Consider the following 25,522-nt stretch of genomic DNA (forward strand, 5'->3'; position numbering starts at 1 on the left):
TTTTTAACCCCTTTAACCTAAAGCCTTCTTAACTGCATCAATAACCCTATCGGGTTGAAAAGGTTTTACTATAAAGTCCCTCGCGCCTGCCTGAATTGCCTCTATAACCATTGCCTGCTGACCCATTGCAGAGCACATGATTATTTTTGCTTGAGGATCTATAGCTTTTATTTTTCTAACAGCTTCAATACCATCCATCTCTGGCATTGTTATGTCCATAATTACTAAATTAGGTTTTAATTCTTTGTATTTTTCTACTGCTACCAATCCATTTTCTGCCTCTCCAACAACCTGAAATCCATTTTTTAGTAAAATATCCTTTATCATCATTCTCATGAAAGCTGCATCATCGACTATCAAAATTCCAGACATAATTTACCATCCTCCTAATCTTATTGAATGAGACTTGCTCTTTCAGAAGAATTTATTATTTCGGTAATTCTTACCCCGAAATTTTCATCAATTACGACAACTTCACCCTTTGCTATGAGCTTGCCGTTAACTAAAATATCTACCGGCTCACCTGCTAATTTGTCAAGCTCTATAATTGAGCCAGGCCCTAAAGTCAATATTTCTTTAATTTTCTTTACTGTTTTTCCAAGCTGTACGGAAATCTCAAGAGGCACATCCATAATAAGGTCGATACTTGTCTTTTTGTATGATATTTCATCATCTTTTTTAAATTCTTCTAATTCGACCGGTTTTACCACAACCTTTTCTCTTTTCTGAGAAGTTTCTTTTGCTTCCCTTATTTCATCAATAGAAGAAACTCTTGGTGTTTCTTTTTTTACTTCTTGTTTTTTTGGTTCTTCTACTGCACCTACATCCAACGATATGGAAGTAAGCTCTTTAACGAGATATTTTGCAAATTCTATTTTCATAAGGAGCATTATTTCACTTTTTATTAAGTCGCCTACTTCCATTTTAAAACTAATTCTAACTATAGGCTCATCTTCTTTAAAATAGCTTTCTAAGGAATCTTCTGAAAGCATTATTCTTTTTACCCTGGGCGGAGAAATGTTAATTGACTTTTTAAGCATTGTTGAAAGAGATGTTGCTGAAGAACCCATCATCTGATTCATGGCTTCTCCAACAGCACTCAACCTTATTTCATCAAGTTCAAAATCTGTATTTTTCCCATCCCCTCCCATCATTAAATCTGCAATTATCTTTGCATCTTCTTCTTTTATGATAAGTATATTGCTTCCTTCAAGACCTTCAGTATAATCCACCATAACCGCAATAAAAGGTATAGAATATATTTCTTTCAATTTATTTATCGTCGTTACCATTACCTCTGGAGTAGTAATAACCACTTTATTTCTCAAAAGAGTATAAAGAGTTGTTGCTGAGGTCCCTATAGAAATATTGCCAATTTCTCCAAGTATATCCTTTTCCTCCTGCGAAAGATCAGGCAATTCCTGAGAATTATTCATTTTTGCTATCAAAGCATTTATCTCATCCTGGGAAAGTATCTTGTTTTCATCCATAATTCTCATTCCTTTCTTCAGCAAACCTTGTAACTTTTACAGCAACTTTTCCATTTTTTTTGCCTATAACCCCTTTAAATTTTAATTTTTCTTTCACATAAATGTCAATCTCTTCTTTGATATTTCTATCAAGTTGTATTACATCCCCCACTTCTAAGTTCAAAAAGTCTTTGACTGAAATTATAGCCTTCCCAAGTTCTGCTTTTACCTCTACAGAAATATTTTCAAGCTTTTTATTTATTTTTTGGGCATAATCCTCAGAAGCTTCCCTCGATGCTGAAAGCCAGGCTTTAGTTGAAAGTTTTGGCATAATAGGTTCTATTACAATAAAAGGCACACATATATTAATAAGTCCTTCAGTCTTTCCTACCCTAATGTTAAAAGTTACCAATGCTGTTGCCTCATTAGGAGAAACAAGCTGTATATACTGTGGATTTGTTTCTATTTTTTCTAAGGAAGGATGTAATTCAATAATATCTTTCCATGTTTCTTCTATCAATTTTAATATTCTTGAAAAAACCTTTGTTATTATGTTTATTTCTATTTCAGTCGGTTCCCTTGGTTTATCCTTATACTCTCCTAATCCTCCTAATAAACGGTCAATTATAGTAAATGCCAGTTCTACACTTGTCACAAGCAATATTGAACCTTTTAAAGGCGAAAAATCCACAATTCCTATAATGGAGGGGTTTGGTATTGATGACGAAAACTCTGAAAAGGGCATTTGATCTACATGAGACCCACTTATTTGAACTAAAGTGCGAAGTTGTGTAGTAAAATAGGTAATAAGCTGTCTTCCAAAATTTTCATGAATAAGCTTTATGGTATTTAACTGCTCTTTTGAAAATTTATTTGGTTTTTTAAAATCATAAACCTTTATTTTCTTTTCCTGTGTTTCCTTTTTTATCTCTTCAGCCTTTATTTCTCCTGTCGTCAGCGCAGCAATCAGAGCATCTATTTCGCTTTGAGAAAGAATATCAGACAAGCTTTCCCCCTCCTCAATTGACTATTATGCTGTTAAAAAATACATCTGCAACCTTTCCCTTTTCTAATAATTTATTGATATTATTCTTTATCTCGCTTCTTAAAACTTCCATTCCATTGCTGTCCTTAACTGAATCAAAAGTTTTTGCCCTAAGAATTGAATAAATCCTGTCGTTTATCTCATACTCCCTCTCTTTTACTTCCTTTTCTGCGTCTTTGCCTTCTAACAAAAAAACAAGAGAAATTTTTATATAACCGTGGTCAGCAAGGTTTGTCAAAAATTCCCCTGCCTGATAAGTTGTAAGAACTTTTTTTTCTTCTTTTGCTTGCCCTTGAACAATAAAATTTTTTGTTAAGAAATAAGCTAAAAAAGCTGAAAGTATCATTAAAATCACTATAATTGAAGCAATTAATATGATTTTTTTCATACCTGATTTTTGCGTAGATTCTGCCATCTATTAACGCCTCCAACATTTTGTTTTAAATATTTAATTAGGCTCTTGCTTTTCATAACTGGATTTTAGGATAATAATGTCTACCCTCCTGTTTAAAGCCCTGTTTTTTTCAGAATCATTAGGAGCTATAGGCCTGTATTCCCCGTATCCTGCTGCTGAGACTTTTTTGGGATCTATGCCGTGCATCTCAATAAAATACCTCACCACATTTACAGCCCTTGTTGTAGATAATTCCCAGTTAGAAGGAAATTCTTTTGTATGAATCGGCACATTATCTGTATGGCCTTCCACCCTTATATGATGATTGCTTTCTTTTAAAATAGGAGCAATTTTATCTAATACTTTTTTTGACTCCTCCTTTATATCAGCTTTTCCCGAATCAAACAAGGCACCTTCTAAAAACCTGATCATAAGTCCTCTTTCATCCATGTCTACCCGAATTCCCTTTAAATTATTAGACTCTATAATTTTTTCAATCTCATTACCTATTTTTTCAAGTTCGGTTTTTTCCTGTTCTCCTACATAATTTTGCCCTGTTCCGCTTTCAATAAAATCTCCTTTAAAATAAGTCTTCCCACCCTGTAAAATCCCTAAGGAGCCCTGAAGAGAAGTCATTGCCATATCGAATTTTCTCGTATCAATACTTGATAAAGAATAAAGTAATACAAAAAATATAAGGATTTGTGTAATCAGATCGCCGTATGTAGTCATCCATAAGGGCGAGCTGGGCCCACTTCCCGTGCCCTCATCAACCCTTCGCCGCCTGTTTGCCGGCATTTAACTCACCACTTTCTGCACCTTTTTTAACATTAATGTTCTTCCTCAGCTTTGGCGCTAAAAAGGCTTTCAATTTTTCTTCAATTATTCTCGGATTTTCCCCTGCCTGTATAGAAAGCACACCTTCAATCATCACTTCTTTAATCAAAATTTCCTGCTTGCTCCTTACTTTTAATTTAGCAGCAATAGGAAGAAATAAGAGATTTGCCAAAATAGAGCCGTAAAATGTCGTTATTAAAGCTGTAGCCATACCAGGTCCAACTGCACTCGGATCGTCAAGCCTTTTCAACATATTGATCAAACCTATTATAGTTCCAATCATACCAAATGCCGGAGCCAAAGCGCCCATTGTTTCAAATAAACTTTGGCCTTCTTTATGCCTTTCCTCTAAAAAGGCAAGTTCTGTCTCCATTATACTTTTTACAAGTTCCGGGTCTGTGCCATCTACAACCAATAAAATACCTCTTTTCAAAAAATCATCCTTTATCTGGGAAGCACTATCTTCCAAAGCAAGCAGTCCTTCTTTTCTTGCTATATCTGCTAAATTTACAATTGTTGCAATAACTTCTTCTGCTTCAAGTTGTTTTTCAAAAAAAACTATTTTTAATATCTTTGTTGTTTCAATAACTTTCGATAATGGGAAACTGATAAAAACTGCTCCTATAACACCGCCAAATACGATTAGAAAAGATGGAATATCTACATATGAAGATAAGCTACCTCCCATGTAAATTCCCCATGTAAGAACTGCAATACCTCCAATCATCCCCAACAGCGTAGCACGATCCATTAATCTTCACATCCTTTTAAAATTTTTATTTTGTATTCTATAACCCTAGAAATAATAACCATGGGAGGTTCTTCAACCAAATAGGTTTTCTCGTTGGTAAGCTTTATAACTGTATCAGGAGTTGATTCTATTGTTTCTATTAACTCAGCATTTATATAAAATTTTTTGCCATTTAGTCTTGTAACTTCTATCAAAAGCAGCACCTCTTTTCTAAAGGCCCAGGCCATTGCTGGTCTGGGCCTTTTCCATTAAAAATTTTTAAAATTAAATTTTATCTTTTGAGATTTACCAAATCTTGCAGCATTTCATCAGAAGCAGTTATTATTCTTGAATTAGCTTGAAAACCCCTCTGCGTAATAATCATCTGGGTGAATTCTTCCGCCAAATCAACATTGGACATTTCTAAGGAACCGGGAGAAATAGTTCCCCTTCCACCCGTTCCGGCTAGTCCAATCTGTGGAACTCCAGAGTTTGCAGACTCTCTATACATATTTTTACCGGCTTTCATAAGCCCTGAAGGGTTATCAAAGTTGCAAAGAGCTATCTGGGCAAGCTCCTGATTGATACCGTTGTCGAAAACGCCCGTTATAACTCCTGATGAATCTATTGCAATTCCTAAAAGCGTCCCAGCAGCATAACCATCCTGATAAGAAAGGTCAACAGTTGTCTCTTTTGCGTACTGCGTAACATTGGTGAAATCTAATGTAATATTGATATTATCAGCACCGGTTACATTAATTGATACAGGATTATTAATACTACTTGTCTGTAAATCGATGCCCCCCGATGAGGTAAACTGTAAGGTGCCGGTATTGTTAGAAATAGTTAAATTATTATCATTTGGATCCTTATCAATTGTATAATCCCAGGCATTACTACCAGTACCATTTTTAGTAAAAGTTATTGTCAAATTATGAGTATTGCCTAAGGAATCATAGATCTTAAAGGGTATAACATAAGAAGCACCATCAGTATCGGCAGCATTTAAGTTTTTTGCAAAAGAAACTTTACTCGTAGCCTTTGCTGGCATCATCATCCCTTTTTTAATGGTTATGGTAGAGATGTTTTGAGGAGTTTTTGATTGGGCATTCTGCCAGCCCATAACCTTGTATCCTGTTGAGGTGTTTACAAGATTGCCTTCTTCATCAAATCCAAAATTTCCAGCCCTTGTATAATACCTTTCCTGTCCATCGGTAACGATAAAAAAGCCATCACCTTCAATTGCCAAATCCGTCATATTCCCTGTAGTTTCAAGGCTTGAAGGGGTATGAATGGTGTCAATGGCACCTATGTTCATACCAAGGCCAACTTGCATGGGGTTGGTCCCACCCCTTGCATTTTGCGGTGCAGATGCACCTCTAATAGTTTGCGCTAAAGCTTCCTGAAAGGTTACCCTGCTTTTTTTATAACCTATTGTATTCACATTTGCGATATTATTTCCAATAACATCCATCTTTATCTGATGATTCCTAAGGCCGGTAACTCCGGCAAACATTGACCGCATCATAGTTTATTACCCCCGTGATATTATTTTTTTAAATATAATTTTTTTGACTTTTTCAGGTGCCGGAAATCCCTCGGTCATTCGGGATTTCATGAGCCTCCACAATGCGGTCCAGCTCACAAAATCACAGCACCATCGATATTTGTAAACACATTTTCCTTTAAATTTTCGCTGTCAATTGCTGTAATCACCGTTTTATTTTTTATGCTCACTATAAAAGCCATATTGTCAAACACTATCAGCGATTCCTTTACTCCTTTTTCTTCTGCTTTGCCCACAGCTTCCCTCAATTTATCCCATTGTTCCTGACTCAAATTCATATTGCGTAATTTCATTCTCATAGCCGCATGTCCTGATATTTTTAAATCCTGTTTTAATTTTTCATCTAAAATATCCTTAAAATTGCTGGTATGCTTTACTTTTTCCTCAGTTCTTTGACTCGGTATTTTATTTTTGTCAACCTTCTCGATATAAGTATTTAAAGAATTCATCAAATCTGAGACTCTAATATAGTCACTCATGACACCATCTCCAAAAAACTATCTTATTTCATTAATATTAGAAATCGGTATTTTTGCCTCGTCATCTCCTAAAATTACACTAATTTCACTTTTATCAAACACTACACCTTTTACTTCGCCTTCAAAAACTTTTTCTTCATAAGTTGCTTTAGCCCTTTTGCCAATCAAGTTTATACTGGATAAAACGCTCAACTCTTTTCTCATTTCCTGAATCTGCTCAACCTGAGAAAAAGTAGCAAGCTGTGCTATATATTCCTTGCTGTCTAAGGGTTCCAATGGGTTTTGATTTTTCAACTCAGTTATTAATAGCTTTAAGAATTCATCTTTGCCTAAGGATTTTACCGTAGAATCTTTTTTTATCTCTGAGTAGCTTATTGGCTGGTAAGAAGTTGATATCTTATCCAGCATTAAATTCCCTCCTTTTTATACAAAGTAGTCTATGCTGTTTTGATAATAATTTGAATAAATAATTTTCCCATGATTCATTAGCATTCCTTTATCCAAATCCGAAGGTTCTTTTATTTCCTCAATTCTAAAGGAACCTTTTTGCTTTTGTGCCTTATAAAAATTATCCCTGTCTTTATTAAAAAGGTCGTTATTAAACCCCATTTCTCCTTTAACATTTAGAAGTTCAATGTTTACGTTGTCAAAGCCTTGTTTTTCGATGTGATTTTTTATGCTTTCAAGCCCTATTTCTAAATCCTTTCTTACATTTGAGTTTTCCACAAATATTTGAGCTTTTAGATTTTTTCCTTCATTTACGATTTTTATAAGCATTTCGCCCAAATAATCGGGTTTTAGCCTAATATGTAGTTCTTTTATTTTATCCTTTGCAAGAAAAACTATCTTTTCGGCAATCTCCTCAATGAATTTGTTATTTTCTATTTCATCTTTCTGTAAAGGACTTTTACTTATTTCCAATGCATCAATGGTCTCCATTTTTAATCCTTCAACTTTATTAACAATAGGAAGTAAAATAATTGGTTTATCTTCATTGGATTTGCTTACAAAAACTTTATTAGAATCTTTTTGGATTTCTGTTAAAACAAATTTTTCATTCCTGTTTAAACTATTTTCAGGATTATTTACATATTTTTTAACAAAGTTTTCTAAATTTTCTTTTGAATATTTATAAACATCAACTTCTGTAAAAGCTTCAGCATTTGCTTTTTTGATAACCTGTTGTAATTTTTCTTTCAAACCCACCTTCTTTACTTCATCATTTAATTTAAAGAGCTCTAAAAGTTTATCAAACTTCTCTCCATCAATTTCCTTATCTGTTTTATACTCCGAAATTATTTCATTTAATAACGGCAATATTTTTTCTTCAATATCTTCATTGATAAAAGGAGTTAATTGCAGTGGCGTAAGGATAGTCTTTTTTTCTAAACCTTCAATGTCAGATGAATTTAAATTGATAAAATCCTGAAAATCTCTTAAATCGGCAATGGGAAAGTTCAAATAAAAGGGCGATAAAAGCATCCAAAATATACTATCATTTTGGGCATTTATTTTATCTGCTATGTTTGATGTTTGACTTTCTGCTATTTCAAGCAATTTTTTAAAGGATTTTTCTTTGCTAGTTTTTGCTTTGTTAATCGTCATGCCTTTTTGTTCAATTTTTTCAGTATTCTGCTGTGTATCAATGCAAACTACACCCTCCACATTCTCACCTCCTTTCCTCAATTTTTTTATAAAAAATTTTTATAAATTCCCCAATTTCTTTGTAATCTCTGCGGCCTTTTTAGGTTGCATAGCCGAAAGAATATTGGAGATAGACTCTTTTTTCATATTGGATAATATTTTCACTGCTTGTTCCACCGTCATTTCATCAAATATCTTTGCTGCACTTGAAGGCTCCATTAATTCGTAATAGGAAGCAATATCTTTAATTGATTTTTTGTTATTTTCTAATTTAGCCTTTTCCTCTTCTAATGCCGCTTGTAGTTTATTAAGCTCTTCCTCTTTTTTTAAAAGCGCTTCTTCCTTTTTCAACATTTCTGCCTCTTTTTGTTTTATAAGCTCTTCTTTCTGTTGTAGCTCCTCCTCTTTCTTTTTTAAAATCTCTTCCTTAGAAACAACAGCATTGTCTGAAGAAGCTTCTTTTATCAAATTTTTTGTTAAAGGAATTTTCTTTAAAAAAACTACAAAATTCGGATTAAGTTTGGAAGAATCCACTGATTTTAAAACAAAAACAAAGGTGGCTCCAAACGTTATTAAAAACAAAATTAATGCAATTATTATGATAGCCTTAACTTTCGTGGATGTCATTAATTTAATTCATCCCTTCTCGAAAATGCTATAAGGCCATGTTCATCCAAATTCTTTTGTTCTTCCCTATTGTATTCTTCTAAAAAGGTTCTAAACTTTCTCTCTTTTAATATTTCCAGGGTCCTTTTTTCTTTTTTAGCCTCTAAATAATTGTTTAAACAATCCTCGTATTCTTTCTGCGCTTCGTTGACTTTTTGTCTTTGAATACCTATCATTTCGGAAATTTTCCTGTAGTAATTATCAAAATAGATAAATTCTACAGCTTTTACAAAATCCGTCTCCCGCTCATATTTTTGATTTAAAATTTCTCTTTTTTTAGTTTCAAGACCTTCTAATATATTTTTTTCCTCTTCTAATCTTGCTTTTACCTTAAAAAGCTCTTCTTTTTTTAAATTTTCCATCCCTTCCTTAACCTTGAGAAGCTGTTCTAACTTAAAAGAAAATTTTTTCATTATGTTTCATCCTCTGAAAATATGTTCCTTAAATAACTCAAAGTTTCTTCGAAATCAGATTTTTCATCTACATCTTGCTTCAAAAAATTGTTTATCTTATCTATATACCTTAATGCTTCATCAATTTTGGGATTTGTGCCTTTCTTATATGCACCTATGTTTATTAATTCTTCAACCTCTTTATATATTGAAAGGATATTTTTTACTCTTGACGATAATTCCTTGTGTTCATCGGTTATAACATCATTCATAAGCCTGCTTACACTTGCCAAAACATCTATAGCTGGATAAAAATTCATATTAGCAAGGGTTCTTGAAAGGACAATATGCCCATCTAATATACCTCTTACCGCATCGGAAATAGGCTCGTTAAAATCATCCCCATCCACCAAGACTGTATATATACCCGTTATAGAACCTATTTTGCCTTTGCCTGCTCTTTCCAACAATTTGGGAAGTATAGCAAAAACTGAAGGAGTATAGCCCCTGCTAACAGGGGGTTCGCCTGCTGCAAGTCCAGCCTCCCTTTGAGCCATAGCAAATCGGGTTACTGAATCCATCATTAGCATAACATCAAGGCCTTGATCCCTAAAATATTCAGCAATAGCCGTAGCAGTAAAAGCGCCTTTGGTTCGGATAAGTGGGGGATTATCAGAAGTAGCAACCACAACCACTGATCGTTTAAGCCCCTCTTCACCTAAGTCCTTTTGAATAAAAGTATTTAGCTCCCTTCCTCTCTCACCAATAAGTGCTATAACATTCACATCTGCCTTAGTGTTTCTTGCAATCATACCAAGAAGAGTGCTTTTCCCTACTCCGCTTCCTGCAAAAATACCAATTCTCTGACCTTTACCGCATGTCAAAAGGGCATCAATAGCTCTCACTCCAACCGGCAAAGGTTCATCAATGGGCTTCCTTTCAATAGGATTTGGTGGAGAATTAATTAGAGGGTACCTTATCAAATTCTTAATAGGACCTTTCCCATCAATGGGATTCCCAAGCCCATCTAACACCCTTCCCAATAAATTTTCACCAACAGGGACAGTAAGTTTTTCTCCCAATGCTACTACATCCCAACCAGGCCCTACCGACTCTATATCCCCTAAGGGCATTAATATAACAGTATCACCTTTAAAACCCACAACTTCAGCTAAAATGCTCTTACCATATCCTTTTGAATAAGGAGGAGATATTTCGCAAAGCTCTCCTATTTCAGCTGGAGGACCTTCAGCTTCTATGGTGAGTCCTATTATTTTTGATATTTTCCCTTTGGGCCTTATCGTTTCTATTCTGCTAACAATCTCCTTATAAAATTTAAAATTCTCCTGTATCATCGAACAACCCCAACTCTTTTAATTTTTTTTCAATGTTATTTATTTGGGTTTTTATGCTTGCATCAACTGTAAAACCTGAGCTTTCTAAAATTAAATCTCCTTTTCGCAATAGAGGGTCTTTAACTATACTGAATTTTCTGTTCCTTACTTTTTCCTTTAATTTTTCAATTTTATCCTTTAAATTTTCGTAATCTGAAAGGGATACTCGAATTATTACCTCCCTATCTTCCCTTGCCCTTCTTAATCCTTTTTCTATTAGCCCTTCTATATATTCGTCATCAATTTCAACAACTTTACCTAATATCTTTTCTGCAATATAAATAGATAGCTTCAATGCTTCCTTTTCTATTTGCTTTAATTTTTCTTGGTAATCTGAAAAAAGCTTATGCTCCAATTCTTTGAACTGATTAAAATAAACTAAAAATTGCTTTTCTGCCTTTTCTTTGCCTTTTTCAAAACCATCGTTGTATCCTTCTTGAAAACCGTCTTCACGTGCTAATTTAATAATCCTTTCCTTTTCAACCTGAGCTTCTTTTATGATTTTTTCTGCTTCATTTTTAGCATTTGAGATTATCTCTTCTCTTAACTTCTCTGCTTGTTGCAAAATTTCTCTCTTTAATTTTTCCTGTTCGAATATTTTTATAGAAGCATCTTGCTCTTGATCCTTTGTTGATTCTGGAAAATCTTTATTAACTTTATTTATAATCTTATGGTCATTTTCTATTTTTATAGGATTATCAAAAAAAACTATCTTTTTTAATACCTTAGACAATAATCTCATCTCCTCCACCACGGGAAATAATTATTTCACCTGCATCCTCAAGTTTTCTTATAATTGCTACAATTTTCTGCTGCGCTTCTTCTACATCTCTTAATCTTACCGGGCCCATGTATTGCAAGTCTTCTTGGAGCATTTCAGCCTGGCGTTTAGATACATTTGCAAATATCTTGTTTTTAACCTCTTCGCTGGAACCTTTTAAAGCAAGCACTAAATCCTGATTATCTACTTCACGGAGGATTCTTTGTATAGTTCTGTTATCAAGAGTTACAATATCTTCGAATACAAACATTCTTCTCTTTATTTCCTCTGCAAGCTCAGGAGTTTCCATTTCTAATACCTCAAGAATATTTTTCTCCGTTGTTCTGTCTACATTGTTTAAAATATTTACTATAGCTTGTACACCGCCAACATTAGTAAAATCCTCCATAACCACCGATGCTAATTGCTTTTCCAAAACTTTTTCAATTTCAAATATGACTTCTGGTGATGTCCTATCCATCATGGCTATTCTCTTTGCTATCTCAACCTGTTTTTCTGGTGGAAGGTTTGATAGTATTTTAGCTGCTTGCTCGGGATGAAGATACGTTAATACAAGAGCAATAGTTTGGACATTTTCATTTTGTAAAAAGTTAACTAATTGTGCAGGATCTGCCTTTCTAATAAAATCAAAAGGCCTCACCTGGAGCGACGAAGTAAGTTTATTTATGATCTCAAAGGCTTTTTGTGTTCCTAAGGCCTTTTCTAATATCTCCTTTGCATAATCTATTCCACCTTGAGTTATATAATCATTTGCAACAAACATTGTTTTAAAATCTTCAAATACCGCTCTCTTTTCTTCTTCCGTAATCTTACGTAAACTTGCGATATCTAAAGTAAGTTGTTCAATTTCCTCTTCCTTTAAATGTTTGTAAATATTTGCTGCAAGCTCAGGCCCAAGAGAAGCAATAAATATTGCTGCTTTTTGCCTTCCTGTAAGTCGATTCAAAGGCATATTAAACACCTCACTCTTCATTCAACCACGACCTAATTATTTTTGCAACATCCTCAGGCCTACTCTTCACAAGCATTTCTATATCTCGCATTTTGTTCTTTTCTTCAAGAGCGAGCAAATCTTCTTCCGCCTTTGAAGAAGCTGCTGCCTGTTGCTGTAAAAGAAGTTGTTGTGCCAGCTTCTCTTCCATCTCCTTTTTTCTTGCATTTAAAATGCGCCTTACAGTAATGAATATCAAAAGTGCTGCAATAATAGAAAACCCCAAAACATATATCCTCTGTCTCGCTTGTCGTTTTTTATCCTCTTCAATTTGCCTTGCAAGGGATTCCGTCAAGGAATTTTCAAAAGTCATGCCTTCTACAGTAATGGTATCTCTGCTGCTATCATAGCCTATTGCACTTCCAACCAAAGAAGCGATTTTATTTTTTTCTTCATCGGTAAGTTGTCTGTTTACAACAACAGAAACCGTAAGTTTTTTGACTGCTCCAGGTGCTACAGTTATATTTTCAATAGATTCATTTACTTCATAATTTTTTACCGTCTCACTCTTTTGATAATTTGATGAGCCTCCCTGATTTTGCTGCCCCTGATATCCGGGCACTTGCGATGTTGTTCCCGGCACTCCAACAGCTTGATTTGAATTCCCATTAAAATATTCCTTGATTTCTTGGACACTTCTTAAGATTCCTTCGCCCGACTCAGGATTAGGAGAAGTAAATAATTTATTCTCAACTACTCTTTTATCAAAATTTAATTGCGCATTTACGCGAACAGCGACATTTCCTGGCCCAAATATTTGCTCCAATAGGGACTGAACTTTTGATTGTAAATCATTTTGAAATTTATACTGCACGGCAAGTTGAGAATCTACTATCTGGTTGGAATCATTTTCTGATAAAGCTAAATTTGAGAGAACCCTACCGTATTCATCAACAATTGTAACATTCTCCGGTTTTAATCCTTCAACCGAATGAGATATTAAATTAATTATACCCTTTACCTCTTCTTCTCCTAATTTTTCACCAGGTTTTAACTTTAAAAAAACCGCTGCAGATGCTTCCTTTTGTCCTGAGGGATCAATAAAAAGTGTCTTTTGTGGTATAACAAGGTGGACCCTTGCTTCCTCTACCTGATTTAATTCTTTTATAGTTCTTGTCAATTCCCCCTGAAGGGCTTGATTATACCTCATCTGTTTTTCCCATTCTGTCATTCCGAGGTTCATTTTGCCAAATAAATCATTAAAACCTATCTCGCCTCCATTCGGAAGGCCCTCTTGAGCAAGTGAAAGCCGTACTTTATATACATCTTTTGACTCTACCTCAATGGTTCTTCCCCCATCGGTAAGCCTGTACCTCACCTTCATCGCATCAAGCCTTTTTACTATTTCTCCTGCGTCTTTCATGTCCAAATTGGAATATAACACAGAATACTGAGGCCTTGTAGCAAAATACAAAAGGGAAATAAATAAAAGTAGTACCACTGCTGTTCCGCCTATTATTCTGACTTTTTGAGATTTATTTTTACTTTCCCAAAATTCAAGGATTCTTGTTTTAATTTCTTCGATATTCATTTAATTTCCACCTTTGCTCTTATATCTGCATTCGCATTATTTCTTGATAAGCCTCAATTACCTTATTTCTTATTTGTACAGTAAGCTCTAATGAAAGTTTAGCTTTTTCTGCAGAGATCATCAAATCATGGACATTAATGTCTTTACCCAAAATAAAATCATTCACCTTTTTATCGTAATCCTTTTGTAAGTCATTTACTTTTTCAAAAGCTTCTTTAAGTAAATCTACAAATTTCGATGAATTATTTTCACTCTTTTTGTCAAAAGTATCTAATGTAGTTTTGGATAGATTATTAATTCTGTTTACTTCCAAAAATTTCTCCTCCTTTTGTTATAAAGTTAAGCTTTTCCAATTTCCAAAGCCTTATTTATCATACTTTTTGCTGAGTTTATCGCAGTTACATTGGCTTCATAACTCCTCGTAGCAGAAATCATATCTATCATTTCTTCCACAATATTTACATTTGGCAATCTCACATACCCATTTTCATCAGCATCAGGGTGAGACGGGTCGTAAACAACCTTTAAAGGCCTTTGGTCTTCTACAATAGCTGCTACCCTTACTCCAGCTCCGTCATAATTTATTTTATTGCTCAATAATTCCCGAAAATCAGACATTTCTTTTATCTCTTGAAAAACCACCATTTTCCTTCTATATGGTTCCCCCGTCTCGGTCCTCGTAGTATCCACATTCGCGATATTGCTGGAAATAACGTCAAGCCTTAGCCTTTGAGCGGTCAAAGCCGAGGCACTAATTTCCATAGACTTAAAAATACTCATCTATTACTTCCTCCCTTCGTTAATTACAGTCCTTAAGAGGGAGAACTCTTTCGAAACCTGGTCTGCCAATACATTATACGACAAGCTGTTTCCAGTAAGTTCAACCATTTCTTTTTCAATATCCACATTATTTCCATCGTTTCTATATAAAGTATCTTTTTCCTGATAAACTATTGGACCTAATATATTTTTCTCAAAAAGATTTTTTATATGTTTATCATTGGTTGTTTTTAAACCAAGTTTTGTTGTCCCATCATCTAAAAATTTTTTTAAATAATCCTCGAAAACCACCTTAGATTTTTTGTAATTAGGTGTATCTGCATTAGCAATGTTATTTGCTATAACCTCATTGCGAAGCCACTTTGCATCCAAGACCCTTCCCATTAGGGATATTTTGTCAAAAATCCCCATAAATTTACACCTCTTTTAAAATGAACTTAGATTATTTATCCTCCTAAATTGAAATATTACTCTTTTTTTGCAGAATTTCCTTCCTCATTTTTGAGTATTGCACAAAATTTTTGTCAAAACTTGCTATATTGTACTTATTATATCATATTATAACTTTTTTTACATAACAGGATATTTCTAAAAAAAGCAGCCTAATAAAAAATTAGGCCGCCTTAAAAATCTCTATTATAGAATATAATAAAATTTTTGTCGGCAGCCTGGCAGCCATAGCATTTTACGCTTTAGGCCCATAGCTTTGCGTCCCTGCCTTTCGACAGGTTTGCCTTTTTCGACATAATTTGATTTTAATATTTCACTTTTATAATTATAAATATATTATTTTTTATGTCAATATTTTCCTTATGCTATCTACTTTAGTACAAAAAAATGCGTGAATTGCTTCACGCATTTTATGAACGCATCTTTTTTAGTTCATCAATGAGTTTATCGTTTAGAACTTTTATATAAGTACCTTTCATTCCAAGGGACCTTGATTCTATAACACCGGCACTTTCAAATTTTCTTAGAGCATTTACTATAACAGAACGGGTAATTCCTACTCTATCGGCTATTTTGCTTGCAACCAATAGCCCCTCATTCCCATCCAGCTCTTCAAAAATATGTTGGACTGCTTCGAGTTCAGAAAAGGAAAGGGTTCCTATTGCAAGCTGAACTACCGCTCTCTTTCTTGCTTCTTCTTCAATTTCCTCAGTCTTTGAACGCAATATTTCCATACCCACTACAGTTGCACTGTATTCAGCAAGAACTAAGTCTTCATCTGTAAATTTTTCTCCAAATCTTGCAAGAACCAGTGTCCCAAGCCTTTCTCCTCCACCATTAATAGGAACTATTGTTACAAGTTTTTCTGGATGAGGGCATTTTACCTCTTTATCAAAAACACATTCTAATTCCTCCTGCGGTATATTAGGGCGAGTTTCGTGAATTTCAAGAAGCTTATCATTGTAATCCTTAGGGAACATTTTTTCTGCTATTACCTTGTTTTGGACAACATCACAGTCGTAATTTTCTAGAATTGAATAACCTAAAACCTTCCCTTTTCTGCTTGCCACATAAGCATTTGCATTTAGAACTTCAGTTAAAATTTTGCAAACTTCACTAAAGTCCACTGGATAACCTGCAGACCTCTGCAGTAATTTGTTGATCCTTCTCGTTTTTTCAAGTAATTCTTTACTCATTGCAATTCCTCCTTTATGATTTTTATAAAATATACATACCTAAATCTTTATCCTCTATAATATTGCTTAATTTTTTATTGACGTATTTTGCATCTATCAAAATCTCTTTTTCTTCAATATCAGGAGCATCAAAGGAAATATCTTCTAAAAGCTTTTCCATTATAGTGTGCAACCGTCTTGCTCCAATGTTTTCCATATGTTCATTTACATAAACTGCCATCTTTACTATTTCATCTATAGCATCTTCAGAAAATTCTATTTTTATTCCTTCAGTTTCCAATAATGCCTTATATTGTTTAATTAGAGAATTTTTAGGTTCTATAAGTATCCTTTTCAAATCTTCTTTTGAAAGGCTTTTTAATTCTACTCTAATGGGAAAACGTCCCTGCAACTCAGGTATTAGGTCCGAAGGTTTTGATATATGAAAAGCTCCAGCTGCAATAAAAAGAATGTGATCTGTTTTTACTGGGCCGTATTTTGTAACAACTGTGCATCCTTCAACAATGGGGAGAATATCCCTTTGGACACCTTCCCTCGAAACATCTGGGCCGTAGCCCTTTTCCCTGCCTGCTATTTTATCAATTTCATCTATGAAAATGATCCCGGTTTCTTCAGCCCGTACAATAGCTTCATTTATAACTTCATCCATGTCAATGAGCTTTTGAGCCTCTTCTTGAATCAATATCCTCTTTGCATTTTCCACAGTTACCTTTTTCTTTTTTTTCTTCTTGGGAAAAATGTTCCCAAAAAGATCTTGAAAATTGATTCCCATATCTTCAGCGCCTGTGAAGGAAAATACCTCTAAAAAAGGGGTCTTATTGTCTTCAATTTCTATTTCTATCAATTCTTTATCAAGTTCTCCTGACTTTATCCTTTCTAATATATCCTTCCTTTTTCTCCTCGCTTCGTTTAGCCTCTTTTCAAACTCCTCTTCGTCTTCATAAGAGCTTTTTTGAAAGGTCCCGAAAACCATTTCAAAAGGGTTTTTAATACTTGAAGTCCTAGCAGGATCGGGTTCCAAAATTTCTGCTATCCTTAATTCAGCTAATTCCTTGGCTTTGTCCTTAACTTTTTCGATTTTTTCCATTTTAACCATTCTTATCGATGTCTCAACAAGATCCCTGACCATTGAGTCTACATCTCTTCCTACATATCCTACTTCAGTAAATTTAGTTGCTTCCACTTTGACAAAAGGAGCATTCACCAATTTTGCAAGCCTTCTTGCTATTTCAGTTTTCCCTACTCCTGTAGGACCAATCATTAAAATATTTTTTGGAATTATATCCTCTTGGATTTCAGGAGGTAGTTTTTGCCTTCTAATCCTGTTTCTTAATGCAATTGCAACACATTTCTTTGCTTCTTCCTGCCCAACTATGTATTTGTTTAATTCTTCAACTATTTTTTTAGGTGTTAATTCTTCCATCTACTCACCTCCTTATAGTTCTTCAACGCTTATATAATCATTGGTATACACACATATTTCCGATGCAATCTTAAGTGATTCTTCCACTATCTTTTTTGGTGGTAGTTCTGTAAACTTAGCAAGAGCCCTTGCTGCAGCTAATGCGTAAGGACCTCCCGATCCAATTGCAGCTATGCCGTCATCAGGTTCTATCACTTCTCCATTTCCCGAAATTATAAGAATATGCTCCCTATCAAGGGCAATCAAAAGGGCTTCAAGCCTTCGCAGCATTCTATCTGTACGCCATTCTTTAGCAAGTTCTACTGCTGCCCTTATAAGCTGGCCGTGGAACTCTTCAAGTTTTCCTTCAAATTTCTCGAATAAAGTAACTGCATCAGCTACAGAACCAGCAAAACCGGCAAGTACCTTGCCACTATAAAGTTTCCTAATTTTTTTTGCATGATGTTTCATTATGGTGTGCTCACCAAAGGTTACCTGTCCATCTCCAGCTATAGCAGCCCCTTTATCATTTACCATTGCTACTATAGTGGTAGCTCTTATCATTTAAATAATCACTCCTTTTTTTTATGAGGAAATGCCTTTTCATAAACTTCCTTCAGTCTTTCTTTTGTCACATGTGTATAAATTTGGGTTGTTGAAAGGCTGACATGCCCCAGCAACTCTTGGACAGTCCGCAAATCTGCACCATTTTCTAAAAGATGAGTTGCAAAAGTATGCCTTAAAGTGTGAGGAGTTACTTTTTTCTTCAATGAAAGCTTTTTTACATACTTTTCTACTATGCGCCTTACGCTCCTGTCGGTTAATCTAGTACCATTTTTGTTCAAAAATAAAAAATCTTCTTCTTTGCCTTTAAGCAAAACAGGCCTTGACCTTTTCAAATAGTTTTCAAGACTCTCCTTAGCTTTTTCGCCAAAAAAAACTATCCTTTCCTTTGAACCTTTCCCGAGTATATACAATATTTTATTATCCATATCCAAATCCTTAAGTTTTAAATTTGTAATTTCTCCAACCCTTATCCCCGTTGCATACAATAATTCCAATATGGCTTTATCCCTTAAACCCAAACAAGAATCATCGGGAGAGGATAAAAGTTCACAAATTTCAACAGGATATAAAAACTCAGGTAATTTCTTAGGAAGCTTCATTCCTTGTATATGTAGTGTAGGGTCATTTGTTATTACTTCTTCAGTTACAAGGTATTTATAAAAAGCTCTAATTGCTGAAATTTTCCTCGCAATAGTCTTCTTTTCGAAACCCTTTTCTCTTAAATTTGCTAAAAAACCTCTGATTAAAATATAATCTATATTTTTAAAAGATTCAATATCAGATATTTTTTTTTCTTTTAAATATTCCATAAACTGCAAAAGGTCTTCAGCATAAGCTTTAAGGGTATTTTCTGATCTATTTTTCCCCTTCAAAAAAGATAAAAAGCTATCAATTAAATATTCCAATTATACATCGCCTCTTTTTGAGAAGAACCTATAATATACTACCACATGAAATTATTTAATGCAATATTAAATTCTAAATTATTCATAAATTCTTTGTTAATTTTTTTTGAAAAATCATTTATTAACTTAAAATAAATGGTTCTCTTCTATAAATTTTTCTAAAACCTCAATGGATCTTTTTGCCATTTTTTCATATTTTAACTTTTTATTTTTTATTTTTTCGTTTAAGGGAGGAAGTATTCCAAAATTGGCTTTCATTGGTTGAAAATTTTTTGTATCAGCAGTCGATATATAATTTAATAGAGCTCCAATAATTGTCTCTTTCGGGAAAACAAGAGGTTCAAGGCCTTCAATGCGCCGTAAAGTATTAATTCCCGCTACTATGCCTGAAGCCGCTGATTCAATATACCCTTCGACACCAGTTATCTGCCCAGCGAAGAAAATCCCTTTTTTTATTTTTAATTCTAAAGTGGAATTTAAGAATTTGGGGCTTAATATAAAGGTATTCCTATGAATAAAACCGTATCTTATAAATTCCGGGTCCTTTAAGCCTGGAATTTTTCCAAATACCCTTTTCTGCTCTGGCCATTTTAAACTTGTCTGAAATCCTACAAAATTAAATAAAGTTCCTTCTTTATTTTCCTTTCGCAATTGGACAACTGCAAAAGGCTGCTCCCCCGTTCTTGGATTTATAATCCCTACCGGTTTTAATGGCCCAAAAAGAAGGGTTTGTGGCCCCCTCTTCGCCATGACTTCAATTGGCATACACCCTTCAAAATATTGCGGCTTTTCAAATTCTTTCAATTCAACTACTTCAGCATGAATAAGCTCATTATAAAAATCGTAGTACTCTTCCTTGGTCATAGGCAAATTAACATAATCCTCATCGCCCTTACCGTACCTTGAACCCCAAAAAGCGATGCTCCAATCGATAGAATCTGCTGTAATTATCGGAGCTGCAGCATCATAAAAATAGAGGTATTCGCTTCCCAAAAGTCTCATTAAAGCCTCAGATAAACCTTCTGAGGTTAAGGGGCCAGATGCTATTACAGCAGGAGAATCCGGGATTTCCGACACTTCTTCCCTAATTACCTCAATATTTGGGTGATTCTCGATTTCATAGGTTACCGCATTAGAAAATTTTTCTCTATCCACAGCAAGGGCAGCACCAGCTGGTACACTGTTTTCTTCAGCTTTTTTTATTATTATAGAAGAAAGCATCCTCATTTCTTCTTTTAAGACTCCAGCAGCATTGGTCATTTCGTTTGACCTAAAGGAATTACTGCACACTAATTCTGCTAACTTATCAGTATGATGGGCAGGAGTCATTTTTTTAGGCCGCATTTCATAAAGTTTTACTTTTACTCCATGGTTTGCTAAATACCATGCCGCTTCGCAACCTGCAAGTCCGCCTCCTATAATTTTAACTTCATTCATCCCTTTCACCTTCTTCATTAGGGATAATTTCTTCATAACCACAATCTTTATTCACACATACTACTTTCTTAGCACCCTTTGCTGTCTTAACTATCATAAAACCGCCACATTTGGGACAGGGTAAATCTGCAGGGGGGTACCACGAAACAAAATCACATTGGGGATAATTTTCACATCCATAAAATTTTTTTCCTTTTTTAGATTTTCTAATTATTATTTTCCCACCGCAAAGGGGGCATTTTGCACCTGTATCTCCAACTAAAGGCTTTGTATTTTTGCATTCGGGGAAACCAGAACAGGCTAAAAATTTGCCATACCTCCCCTTTTTGATAACCATTTTCCTTCCACAAAGCTCGCAAACTTCATCCGTTTCTTCATCTTCTTTCAAATCTATTTTTCCTATTTCTTTTTCTGCAATTTTCAACTTTTCTTCAAAGGGTACATAAAAATTTTCCACTATCTTACGCCAATCTTCATTCCCTGTTTCAATTTTATCTAACTGTTCCTCCATTTCTGCAGTAAAACCTACATCAACAATATCGCTGAAATATTCCTTTAAAAGTTCTGTAACAATTTCTCCCAATTCCGTGGGTTTAAATCTACCCTTTTCTTTTTCTACATAACCCCTTTTTGTAATGGTATCAATTATAGGTGCATAAGTGCTCGGTCTTCCTATCCCTTTTTCTTCTAAGGTTTTCACAAGCATAGCTTCAGTATACCGGGGTGGCGGTTGCGTAAAGTGCTGCTCCGGAGTTATACCTTTTAATACGACTTCCTGCCCCTCAATTAAATCAGGGAGCATACTTTCTTCTCTTTCCTGCTCTTCATCGGCGCCTTCAATATATACAACCATAAATCCTTTAAATTTCATATGAGAACCCGTTGCCTTAAAAATGTATTCTCCCGCTTTTATATCAACCGTAACCGAATCATACAAAGCTGGCGACATCTGACTTGCTAAAAATCTTTCCCAAATAAGTTTATAAAGCTTATATTGGTCATCTGTCAGCGAATCTTTTATTCTTTCTGGTGTTCTATAAACCGAAGTAGGCCTTATTGCCTCATGGGCATCCTGAACATTTTTCTTTTGTTTTTGCTGTATAGGAGAATCGTTTATATAATCTTTACCATAATTTTCACTGATATATCTTCTTGCTTCTTCCTGTGCTTGCTCGGATATTCTTGTTGAATCTGTCCTTATATATGTGACAAGACCTACAGTACCTTCACCTTTAATATCAAGGCCCTCATATAGTTGTTGAGCAATCATCATAGTTTTTTTTGCTGTAAAACCTAATTTCCTTGAGGCTTCCTGTTGCATTGTGCTTGTTGTAAAAGGAGGTGAAGGATTCCTTTTTCTTTCACCTTTTTTTACATCCAATATTACAAATTTCTCGCCCTGAAGATCCTTTACAATCGCATCTGCTTGTTCTTTATTCTTTATAGATATTTTTTCATCTTTTTTCGAAAATAATTTGGCTGTGAACAGAGTATTTGTATTTTTTTCCAAAAGTTCCGCTTCTATCGTCCAATACTCTTCAGGGATGAAATTGCGGATTTCGTTTTCCCTATCGCAAATAAGTCTTACAGCTACTGACTGCACTCTGCCAGCGCTTAAACCCTTTTTTATCTTCTTCCATAGAATAGGACTTATCATGTATCCTACGAGCCTATCTAATACGCGCCTTGCCTGTTGAGCATCCACTAAGTTTTTATTTATTGTACGAGGAGATTTTATAGAATTGGTCACTGCATTTTTGGTTATTTCATGAAATTCTACTCTACAAGGCAGATCCTGTGGTATACCTAAAAGTTGAGCTAAGTGCCATGAAATAGCTTCTCCTTCCCTGTCAGGGTCTGTAGCAAGATAAATCTTATCAACCTTTGCTGCTTCCTTTTTTAAATTATCAATTATAGAACCTTTTCCTCTAATTGTTATATATTTTGGTTCAAAGCCCTCATCAATATCAATACCAAGCTGGCTTTTAGGCAAGTCCCTGACATGCCCCATTGAAGCTGCTACTTTAAAATTCTTTCCTAAAAATTTGCTTATAGTTTTTGCCTTTGCTGGAGACTCAACAATAATAAGCGATTTTGGCACAAAAAATCACCTCAATTCCTTATAACATATCCTCCTGCGATTTGAGAAATCATACCTTTTAATTGTAATTTTAATATTATTTCATTAATCTTGCTTGGAGATAAGTCGGTTCTTAAAATAAGCACTTCTTTATGAATAGGGGTAAACTCTATACAGCTTAGTAATTGTTTTTCTTCTTCAGATAAATTTAATTCTTCTTTATTATTATTAATCGTTCTTTTTTTATCAAAAAAATTATAATCTATATTTAATTCGGATAAAATATCTGCTGCACTTTCTGTCAATTTTGCACCCTGCTTAATAAGTTTATGAGGCCCTTTGCTCATTGGACTATGTATCAAACCGGGCACTGCAAAAACCTCCCTCCCCTGCTCCAATGCAAAATCGGCAGTAATCAATGCTCCGCTCTTTTCCCCTGCTTCAACTACAATAACACCTAAGGAAAGGCCGCTAATTACTCTGTTCCTTGCCGGGAAGTTGTACGGTAAAGGTTTAGTGCCTATAGGAAAAGTTGTTATAATAACACCTTTCTCTGATATTTCCTCAAACAACTTTTTATTTTCAAAAGGATAAATAATATCTATACCCGTGCCTAAAACAGCAATTGTATTGCCATCTGCTTTTAATGCACCTTTGTGTGCGAAGGCATCGATTCCTTTTGCAAGGCCGCTTACAATACTTAAATTGTTTTCTGCTAATTCTCTTGCAAGCTCCTCTGCAACCTTCTTTCCGTATTCAGTAGGCTTTCTGGTGCCGACGATTGCAATGCCCTTTTGCTTTAAAAGATCTTTTTTGCCTTTGACGTAAATTACAGTTGGAGGATCATAAATCTCCTTTAGTAAATCAGGGTAGCCCTCATCTTCTATCGTTATAATTTCTGCACCTATTTTATTAGCCTTTTCTAACTCTTTTAGAGGATTAATATTTTTTAAACTATATAATATTTTTTCCGCAATTTTATACGATATATTCGAAATTTTTAAAAGCTCCTCTTTTTTAGCATTTCTCAATTCTTTTAAGTTATTATACACATTCAAAAGATTTTTTGTCCTAACATAACCGATATTTTCGATTAAATTCAATGAAATATACAACTGTCTTCTCTCTTCAAGCATTTTATTACTCCATTAATTAAAATTCAATACCTTCTTGAGCAGGTATACCTTTTTTATAATGGTGTTTTATTTCTTCTACCTCACTTACCATATCTGCTATGGAAATCAATTTCTCAGATGCATACCTTCCCGTTAAAACTAAAGTAGTATTTTGCCTTTTCAGAGGTATCAAACCTAATACATCCTCTTCCTTTAAAAGACCAAAATCAACAGCTACATTTATTTCATCAAGGATAACTAAATCGTGCTCTCCCTTTTGTAAGATTTCTTTAGCAAGATTCAAACCTTCTTTGGCAAGCTCTATATCTATAGGGTCGGGATTTCCTTTTTTTACAAATGTGTCCCTACCCTTTTGCACTATGGTAAAATTGGGAAGGTATTTTGAAGCTTGAATTTCTCCGTACTTAGAACTTCCCTTCATAAACTGTATCATAAAGACCTTCTGCCCATGCCCAACAGCCCTTAAGGCAAGTCCTAAAGCTGCTGTTGTTTTCCCCTTCCCGTTGCCGGTATATAAAAGCACAAGCCCTTTTTCTGCCACTTTATCCACTCCCTATTAAAAAATTTTATATACCATCAGCGTATATGTCAAAAATTGCAGGGGTTCCACCCGTATGGAAAAACACCACATTTGAACCTTCTTCAAAGTAGCCCTTTTGCGCAAGGTCAATAAGCCCTGCCATAGCCTTTGCTGTATAAACCGGATCTAATACGATGCCTTCCTTACGAGCAGTTATAAGTAAGGCTTCTGTCCCTTTCATGCTTTTCTTGCCATATCCTTCTTCACCAATGTATTCATCAAAAACTATTACTTCTTCCGGTAAAACCTTTTTATCAATGTTTAAATTAGCTAGACATGAACTTGCAATTTCTGATATATCTTTTTTAAATACGGATTTTTCCGCATCCACGCTAATACCCACTATTTTTACATTGTTTTCAAATAACCTTTTTCCTACTTCGAGCCCTGCAGAGGTACCACCCGAACCAACAGCATTTACTATATAATCTATTTTTAAATTTTGTTTTGAAGCTTGTTCCATTAACTCTTGATAGGCTTTTACATAACCCAAAGCTCCTATGGGAGTTGAGCCCCCAACGGGAATGTAATAGGGATTATGCCCTTCTTTTTTTAGTTTTTCCATCATCTCAAAGGCAAACTCGTTAATTTCCTGATAGCTTTTGGCTTCAATAAAATGAACCTCAGCTCCTAAAATTTTGTCAAGCAATAGATTCCCTTGCATCTTTTCAGGTTTTTTCCCTTTTAAAAGTAAAATGGCCTTCAATCCCAATTTATTTGCTGCTGCAGCAGTAAGCCTTGCATGATTTGACTGGAGACTTCCTGTCGTAATTATAATGTCAGCACCTTTGTTTGTAGCATCAGCTAATAAAAACTCAAGTTTTCTAACTTTATTACCTCCAAGAGAAAGACCGGTCTCGTCATCCCTTTTAATGTATAAATTGATTCGCAGCATTTTTGAAAGCTCTTTTGCATATTCTAAAGGGGTTGGGAGAAAAGCTAAACTTAAAAAAGGCTGATTTAAAAATCTTTCCATAATTTAACCTTTATACTCAAGCTTTGTAATTTAAAAGCTTGAAGCTGGGATATTTATATTCCGCCCTTTGAAAAATGCCTATTCCCAGCTGGC

At 34.6% G+C, this 25,522-nt stretch carries 29 protein-coding genes and 1 riboswitch; all 29 genes read right to left on the reverse strand.

All coding sequences use genetic code 11. The features are described from left to right. Positions 1 to 12: 12 nt before the first annotated feature. The gene (locus ACPLVF_RS06025) at positions 13 to 372 is read right to left on the reverse strand and encodes a response regulator (RefSeq protein WP_424906929.1); all 360 of its coding nucleotides are present in this window, start codon (positions 370 to 372) and stop codon (positions 13 to 15) included. A gap of 20 nt (positions 373 to 392) precedes the next feature. Further along, the gene (gene fliY / locus ACPLVF_RS06030) at positions 393 to 1,490 is read right to left on the reverse strand and encodes a flagellar motor switch phosphatase FliY (RefSeq protein ID WP_424906930.1); all 1,098 of its coding nucleotides are present in this window, start codon (positions 1,488 to 1,490) and stop codon (positions 393 to 395) included. Further along, positions 1,483 to 2,475 (reverse strand): flagellar motor switch protein FliM, encoded by a 993-nt coding sequence (fliM, locus tag ACPLVF_RS06035; protein WP_424906931.1) that lies wholly within the window; start codon positions 2,473 to 2,475, stop codon positions 1,483 to 1,485. The genes fliY and fliM overlap by 8 nt, the downstream gene beginning before the upstream one ends. Before the next feature lie 13 nt (positions 2,476 to 2,488). Beyond that, positions 2,489 to 2,929, reverse strand: coding sequence for a flagellar basal body-associated FliL family protein (locus ACPLVF_RS06040; RefSeq protein ID WP_424906932.1), 441 nt, complete (start codon positions 2,927 to 2,929; stop codon positions 2,489 to 2,491). Positions 2,930 to 2,962: 33 nt separating this feature from the next. Beyond that, on the reverse strand, positions 2,963 to 3,706 hold the full coding sequence (locus ACPLVF_RS06045) for an OmpA/MotB family protein (RefSeq protein ID WP_424906933.1): 744 nt from the start codon (positions 3,704 to 3,706) through the stop codon (positions 2,963 to 2,965). Continuing rightward, positions 3,678 to 4,496: a flagellar motor protein gene (locus ACPLVF_RS06050; RefSeq protein WP_424906934.1), complete on the reverse strand. Its 819-nt coding sequence runs from the start codon at positions 4,494 to 4,496 to the stop codon at positions 3,678 to 3,680. Before ACPLVF_RS06050 ends, ACPLVF_RS06045 begins: the two co-directional genes overlap by 29 nt. After that, positions 4,496 to 4,690, reverse strand: a complete 195-nt coding sequence (locus ACPLVF_RS06055; RefSeq protein ID WP_424906935.1) for a flagellar FlbD family protein — start codon at positions 4,688 to 4,690, stop codon at positions 4,496 to 4,498. The genes ACPLVF_RS06050 and ACPLVF_RS06055 overlap by 1 nt, the downstream gene beginning before the upstream one ends. Positions 4,691 to 4,767: 77 nt before the next feature. Then, a complete protein-coding gene (locus tag ACPLVF_RS06060) occupies positions 4,768 to 6,003 on the reverse strand; it encodes a flagellar hook protein FlgE (protein WP_424906936.1) in 1,236 nt (411 codons plus the stop codon). Positions 6,004 to 6,116: 113 nt separating this feature from the next. Then, positions 6,117 to 6,491: a TIGR02530 family flagellar biosynthesis protein gene (locus ACPLVF_RS06065; RefSeq protein WP_424906970.1), complete on the reverse strand. Its 375-nt coding sequence runs from the start codon at positions 6,489 to 6,491 to the stop codon at positions 6,117 to 6,119. A gap of 48 nt (positions 6,492 to 6,539) precedes the next feature. After that, positions 6,540 to 6,929, reverse strand: a complete 390-nt coding sequence (locus ACPLVF_RS06070) for a flagellar hook assembly protein FlgD (protein ID WP_424906937.1) — start codon at positions 6,927 to 6,929, stop codon at positions 6,540 to 6,542. A gap of 15 nt (positions 6,930 to 6,944) precedes the next feature. Beyond that, positions 6,945 to 8,186: a flagellar hook-length control protein FliK gene (locus ACPLVF_RS06075; protein ID WP_424906938.1), complete on the reverse strand. Its 1,242-nt coding sequence runs from the start codon at positions 8,184 to 8,186 to the stop codon at positions 6,945 to 6,947. A 39-nt stretch (positions 8,187 to 8,225) separates the two neighbouring features. Then, positions 8,226 to 8,792 (reverse strand): MotE family protein, encoded by a 567-nt coding sequence (locus ACPLVF_RS06080; RefSeq protein ID WP_424906939.1) that lies wholly within the window; start codon positions 8,790 to 8,792, stop codon positions 8,226 to 8,228. After that, complete coding sequence (gene fliJ / locus ACPLVF_RS06085) at positions 8,792 to 9,244, reverse strand: flagellar export protein FliJ (protein WP_424906940.1); 453 nt, start codon at positions 9,242 to 9,244, stop codon at positions 8,792 to 8,794. The genes ACPLVF_RS06080 and fliJ overlap by 1 nt, the downstream gene beginning before the upstream one ends. Continuing rightward, positions 9,244 to 10,578: a flagellar protein export ATPase FliI gene (fliI, locus tag ACPLVF_RS06090; RefSeq protein ID WP_424906941.1), complete on the reverse strand. Its 1,335-nt coding sequence runs from the start codon at positions 10,576 to 10,578 to the stop codon at positions 9,244 to 9,246. Before fliI ends, fliJ begins: the two co-directional genes overlap by 1 nt. Further along, positions 10,559 to 11,350 (reverse strand): FliH/SctL family protein, encoded by a 792-nt coding sequence (locus ACPLVF_RS06095; RefSeq protein WP_424906942.1) that lies wholly within the window; start codon positions 11,348 to 11,350, stop codon positions 10,559 to 10,561. Before ACPLVF_RS06095 ends, fliI begins: the two co-directional genes overlap by 20 nt. Further along, entirely contained in the window at positions 11,343 to 12,350 is a 1,008-nt protein-coding gene (gene fliG, locus ACPLVF_RS06100) for a flagellar motor switch protein FliG (protein ID WP_424906943.1), read from the reverse strand. Before fliG ends, ACPLVF_RS06095 begins: the two co-directional genes overlap by 8 nt. A gap of 10 nt (positions 12,351 to 12,360) precedes the next feature. Further along, the gene (gene fliF, locus ACPLVF_RS06105) at positions 12,361 to 13,920 is read right to left on the reverse strand and encodes a flagellar basal-body MS-ring/collar protein FliF (RefSeq protein WP_424906944.1); all 1,560 of its coding nucleotides are present in this window, start codon (positions 13,918 to 13,920) and stop codon (positions 12,361 to 12,363) included. A 19-nt stretch (positions 13,921 to 13,939) separates the two neighbouring features. After that, the gene (gene fliE, locus ACPLVF_RS06110; protein WP_424906945.1) at positions 13,940 to 14,233 is read right to left on the reverse strand and encodes a flagellar hook-basal body complex protein FliE; all 294 of its coding nucleotides are present in this window, start codon (positions 14,231 to 14,233) and stop codon (positions 13,940 to 13,942) included. Positions 14,234 to 14,259: 26 nt separating this feature from the next. Continuing rightward, positions 14,260 to 14,700 carry a flagellar basal body rod protein FlgC gene (flgC, locus tag ACPLVF_RS06115; protein WP_424906946.1) on the reverse strand — a complete coding sequence of 147 codons (441 nt, stop codon included), beginning with the start codon at positions 14,698 to 14,700 and terminating at the stop codon, positions 14,260 to 14,262. Between the two features lie 3 nt (positions 14,701 to 14,703). Beyond that, positions 14,704 to 15,111 (reverse strand): flagellar basal body rod protein FlgB, encoded by a 408-nt coding sequence (gene flgB, locus ACPLVF_RS06120; protein ID WP_424906947.1) that lies wholly within the window; start codon positions 15,109 to 15,111, stop codon positions 14,704 to 14,706. A 248-nt stretch (positions 15,112 to 15,359) separates the two neighbouring features. After that, positions 15,360 to 15,445: riboswitch (cyclic di-GMP riboswitch) on the reverse strand. Positions 15,446 to 15,560: 115 nt separating this feature from the next. After that, entirely contained in the window at positions 15,561 to 16,346 is a 786-nt protein-coding gene (gene codY, locus ACPLVF_RS06125) for a GTP-sensing pleiotropic transcriptional regulator CodY (protein WP_424906948.1), read from the reverse strand. Between the two features lie 22 nt (positions 16,347 to 16,368). Then, positions 16,369 to 17,769, reverse strand: coding sequence for an ATP-dependent protease ATPase subunit HslU (gene hslU, locus ACPLVF_RS06130; RefSeq protein WP_424906949.1), 1,401 nt, complete (start codon positions 17,767 to 17,769; stop codon positions 16,369 to 16,371). Positions 17,770 to 17,781: 12 nt separating this feature from the next. Continuing rightward, the gene (hslV, locus tag ACPLVF_RS06135) at positions 17,782 to 18,312 is read right to left on the reverse strand and encodes an ATP-dependent protease subunit HslV (RefSeq protein WP_424906950.1); all 531 of its coding nucleotides are present in this window, start codon (positions 18,310 to 18,312) and stop codon (positions 17,782 to 17,784) included. Between the two features lie 8 nt (positions 18,313 to 18,320). After that, positions 18,321 to 19,220, reverse strand: coding sequence for a tyrosine recombinase XerC (gene xerC, locus ACPLVF_RS06140; protein ID WP_424906951.1), 900 nt, complete (start codon positions 19,218 to 19,220; stop codon positions 18,321 to 18,323). 126 nt (positions 19,221 to 19,346) lie between these two features. Then, positions 19,347 to 20,657, reverse strand: a complete 1,311-nt coding sequence (trmFO, locus tag ACPLVF_RS06145; RefSeq protein ID WP_424906952.1) for an FADH(2)-oxidizing methylenetetrahydrofolate--tRNA-(uracil(54)-C(5))-methyltransferase TrmFO — start codon at positions 20,655 to 20,657, stop codon at positions 19,347 to 19,349. Then, positions 20,650 to 22,758 (reverse strand): type I DNA topoisomerase, encoded by a 2,109-nt coding sequence (topA, locus tag ACPLVF_RS06150; RefSeq protein ID WP_424906953.1) that lies wholly within the window; start codon positions 22,756 to 22,758, stop codon positions 20,650 to 20,652. The genes trmFO and topA overlap by 8 nt, the downstream gene beginning before the upstream one ends. Before the next feature lie 11 nt (positions 22,759 to 22,769). After that, a complete protein-coding gene (gene dprA / locus ACPLVF_RS06155) occupies positions 22,770 to 23,873 on the reverse strand; it encodes a DNA-processing protein DprA (RefSeq protein ID WP_424906954.1) in 1,104 nt (367 codons plus the stop codon). Positions 23,874 to 23,889: 16 nt separating this feature from the next. Continuing rightward, entirely contained in the window at positions 23,890 to 24,414 is a 525-nt protein-coding gene (gene cobO / locus ACPLVF_RS06160) for a cob(I)yrinic acid a,c-diamide adenosyltransferase (protein WP_424906955.1), read from the reverse strand. 25 nt (positions 24,415 to 24,439) lie between these two features. Next, positions 24,440 to 25,429, reverse strand: a complete 990-nt coding sequence (locus tag ACPLVF_RS06165) for a 1-aminocyclopropane-1-carboxylate deaminase/D-cysteine desulfhydrase (protein ID WP_424906956.1) — start codon at positions 25,427 to 25,429, stop codon at positions 24,440 to 24,442. Positions 25,430 to 25,522 lie beyond the last annotated feature (93 nt).

Source organism: Thermovenabulum sp., from assembly GCF_049701175.1.
Taxonomy (GTDB): Bacteria; Bacillota; Thermosediminibacteria; order Thermosediminibacterales; family Thermosediminibacteraceae; genus Thermovenabulum.

Coding starts and splice junctions, on each gene's coding strand:
- ACPLVF_RS06040 (WP_424906932.1), bottom strand. CDS start 2,929: ATGGCAGAATCTACGCAAAAATCAGGTATGAAAAAAATCATATTAATT.
- flgB (WP_424906947.1), bottom strand. CDS start 15,111: ATGGGGATTTTTGACAAAATATCCCTAATGGGAAGGGTCTTGGATGCA.
- ACPLVF_RS06045 (WP_424906933.1), bottom strand. CDS start 3,706: ATGCCGGCAAACAGGCGGCGAAGGGTTGATGAGGGCACGGGAAGTGGG.
- ACPLVF_RS06060 (WP_424906936.1), bottom strand. CDS start 6,003: ATGATGCGGTCAATGTTTGCCGGAGTTACCGGCCTTAGGAATCATCAG.
- fliI (WP_424906941.1), bottom strand. CDS start 10,578: ATGATACAGGAGAATTTTAAATTTTATAAGGAGATTGTTAGCAGAATA.
- ACPLVF_RS06165 (WP_424906956.1), bottom strand. CDS start 25,429: ATGGAAAGATTTTTAAATCAGCCTTTTTTAAGTTTAGCTTTTCTCCCA.
- fliY (WP_424906930.1), bottom strand. CDS start 1,490: ATGGATGAAAACAAGATACTTTCCCAGGATGAGATAAATGCTTTGATA.
- ACPLVF_RS06070 (WP_424906937.1), bottom strand. CDS start 6,929: ATGCTGGATAAGATATCAACTTCTTACCAGCCAATAAGCTACTCAGAG.
- fliF (WP_424906944.1), bottom strand. CDS start 13,920: ATGAATATCGAAGAAATTAAAACAAGAATCCTTGAATTTTGGGAAAGT.
- hslV (WP_424906950.1), bottom strand. CDS start 18,312: ATGATAAGAGCTACCACTATAGTAGCAATGGTAAATGATAAAGGGGCT.
- fliG (WP_424906943.1), bottom strand. CDS start 12,350: ATGCCTTTGAATCGACTTACAGGAAGGCAAAAAGCAGCAATATTTATT.
- ACPLVF_RS06080 (WP_424906939.1), bottom strand. CDS start 8,792: ATGACATCCACGAAAGTTAAGGCTATCATAATAATTGCATTAATTTTG.
- trmFO (WP_424906952.1), bottom strand. CDS start 20,657: ATGAATGAAGTTAAAATTATAGGAGGCGGACTTGCAGGTTGCGAAGCG.
- ACPLVF_RS06050 (WP_424906934.1), bottom strand. CDS start 4,496: ATGGATCGTGCTACGCTGTTGGGGATGATTGGAGGTATTGCAGTTCTT.
- dprA (WP_424906954.1), bottom strand. CDS start 23,873: ATGCTTGAAGAGAGAAGACAGTTGTATATTTCATTGAATTTAATCGAA.
- ACPLVF_RS06065 (WP_424906970.1), bottom strand. CDS start 6,491: ATGAATTCTTTAAATACTTATATCGAGAAGGTTGACAAAAATAAAATA.
- ACPLVF_RS06025 (WP_424906929.1), bottom strand. CDS start 372: ATGTCTGGAATTTTGATAGTCGATGATGCAGCTTTCATGAGAATGATG.
- flgC (WP_424906946.1), bottom strand. CDS start 14,700: ATGAGTATTTTTAAGTCTATGGAAATTAGTGCCTCGGCTTTGACCGCT.
- codY (WP_424906948.1), bottom strand. CDS start 16,346: ATGAGTAAAGAATTACTTGAAAAAACGAGAAGGATCAACAAATTACTG.
- hslU (WP_424906949.1), bottom strand. CDS start 17,769: ATGGAAGAATTAACACCTAAAAAAATAGTTGAAGAATTAAACAAATAC.
- fliJ (WP_424906940.1), bottom strand. CDS start 9,244: ATGAAAAAATTTTCTTTTAAGTTAGAACAGCTTCTCAAGGTTAAGGAA.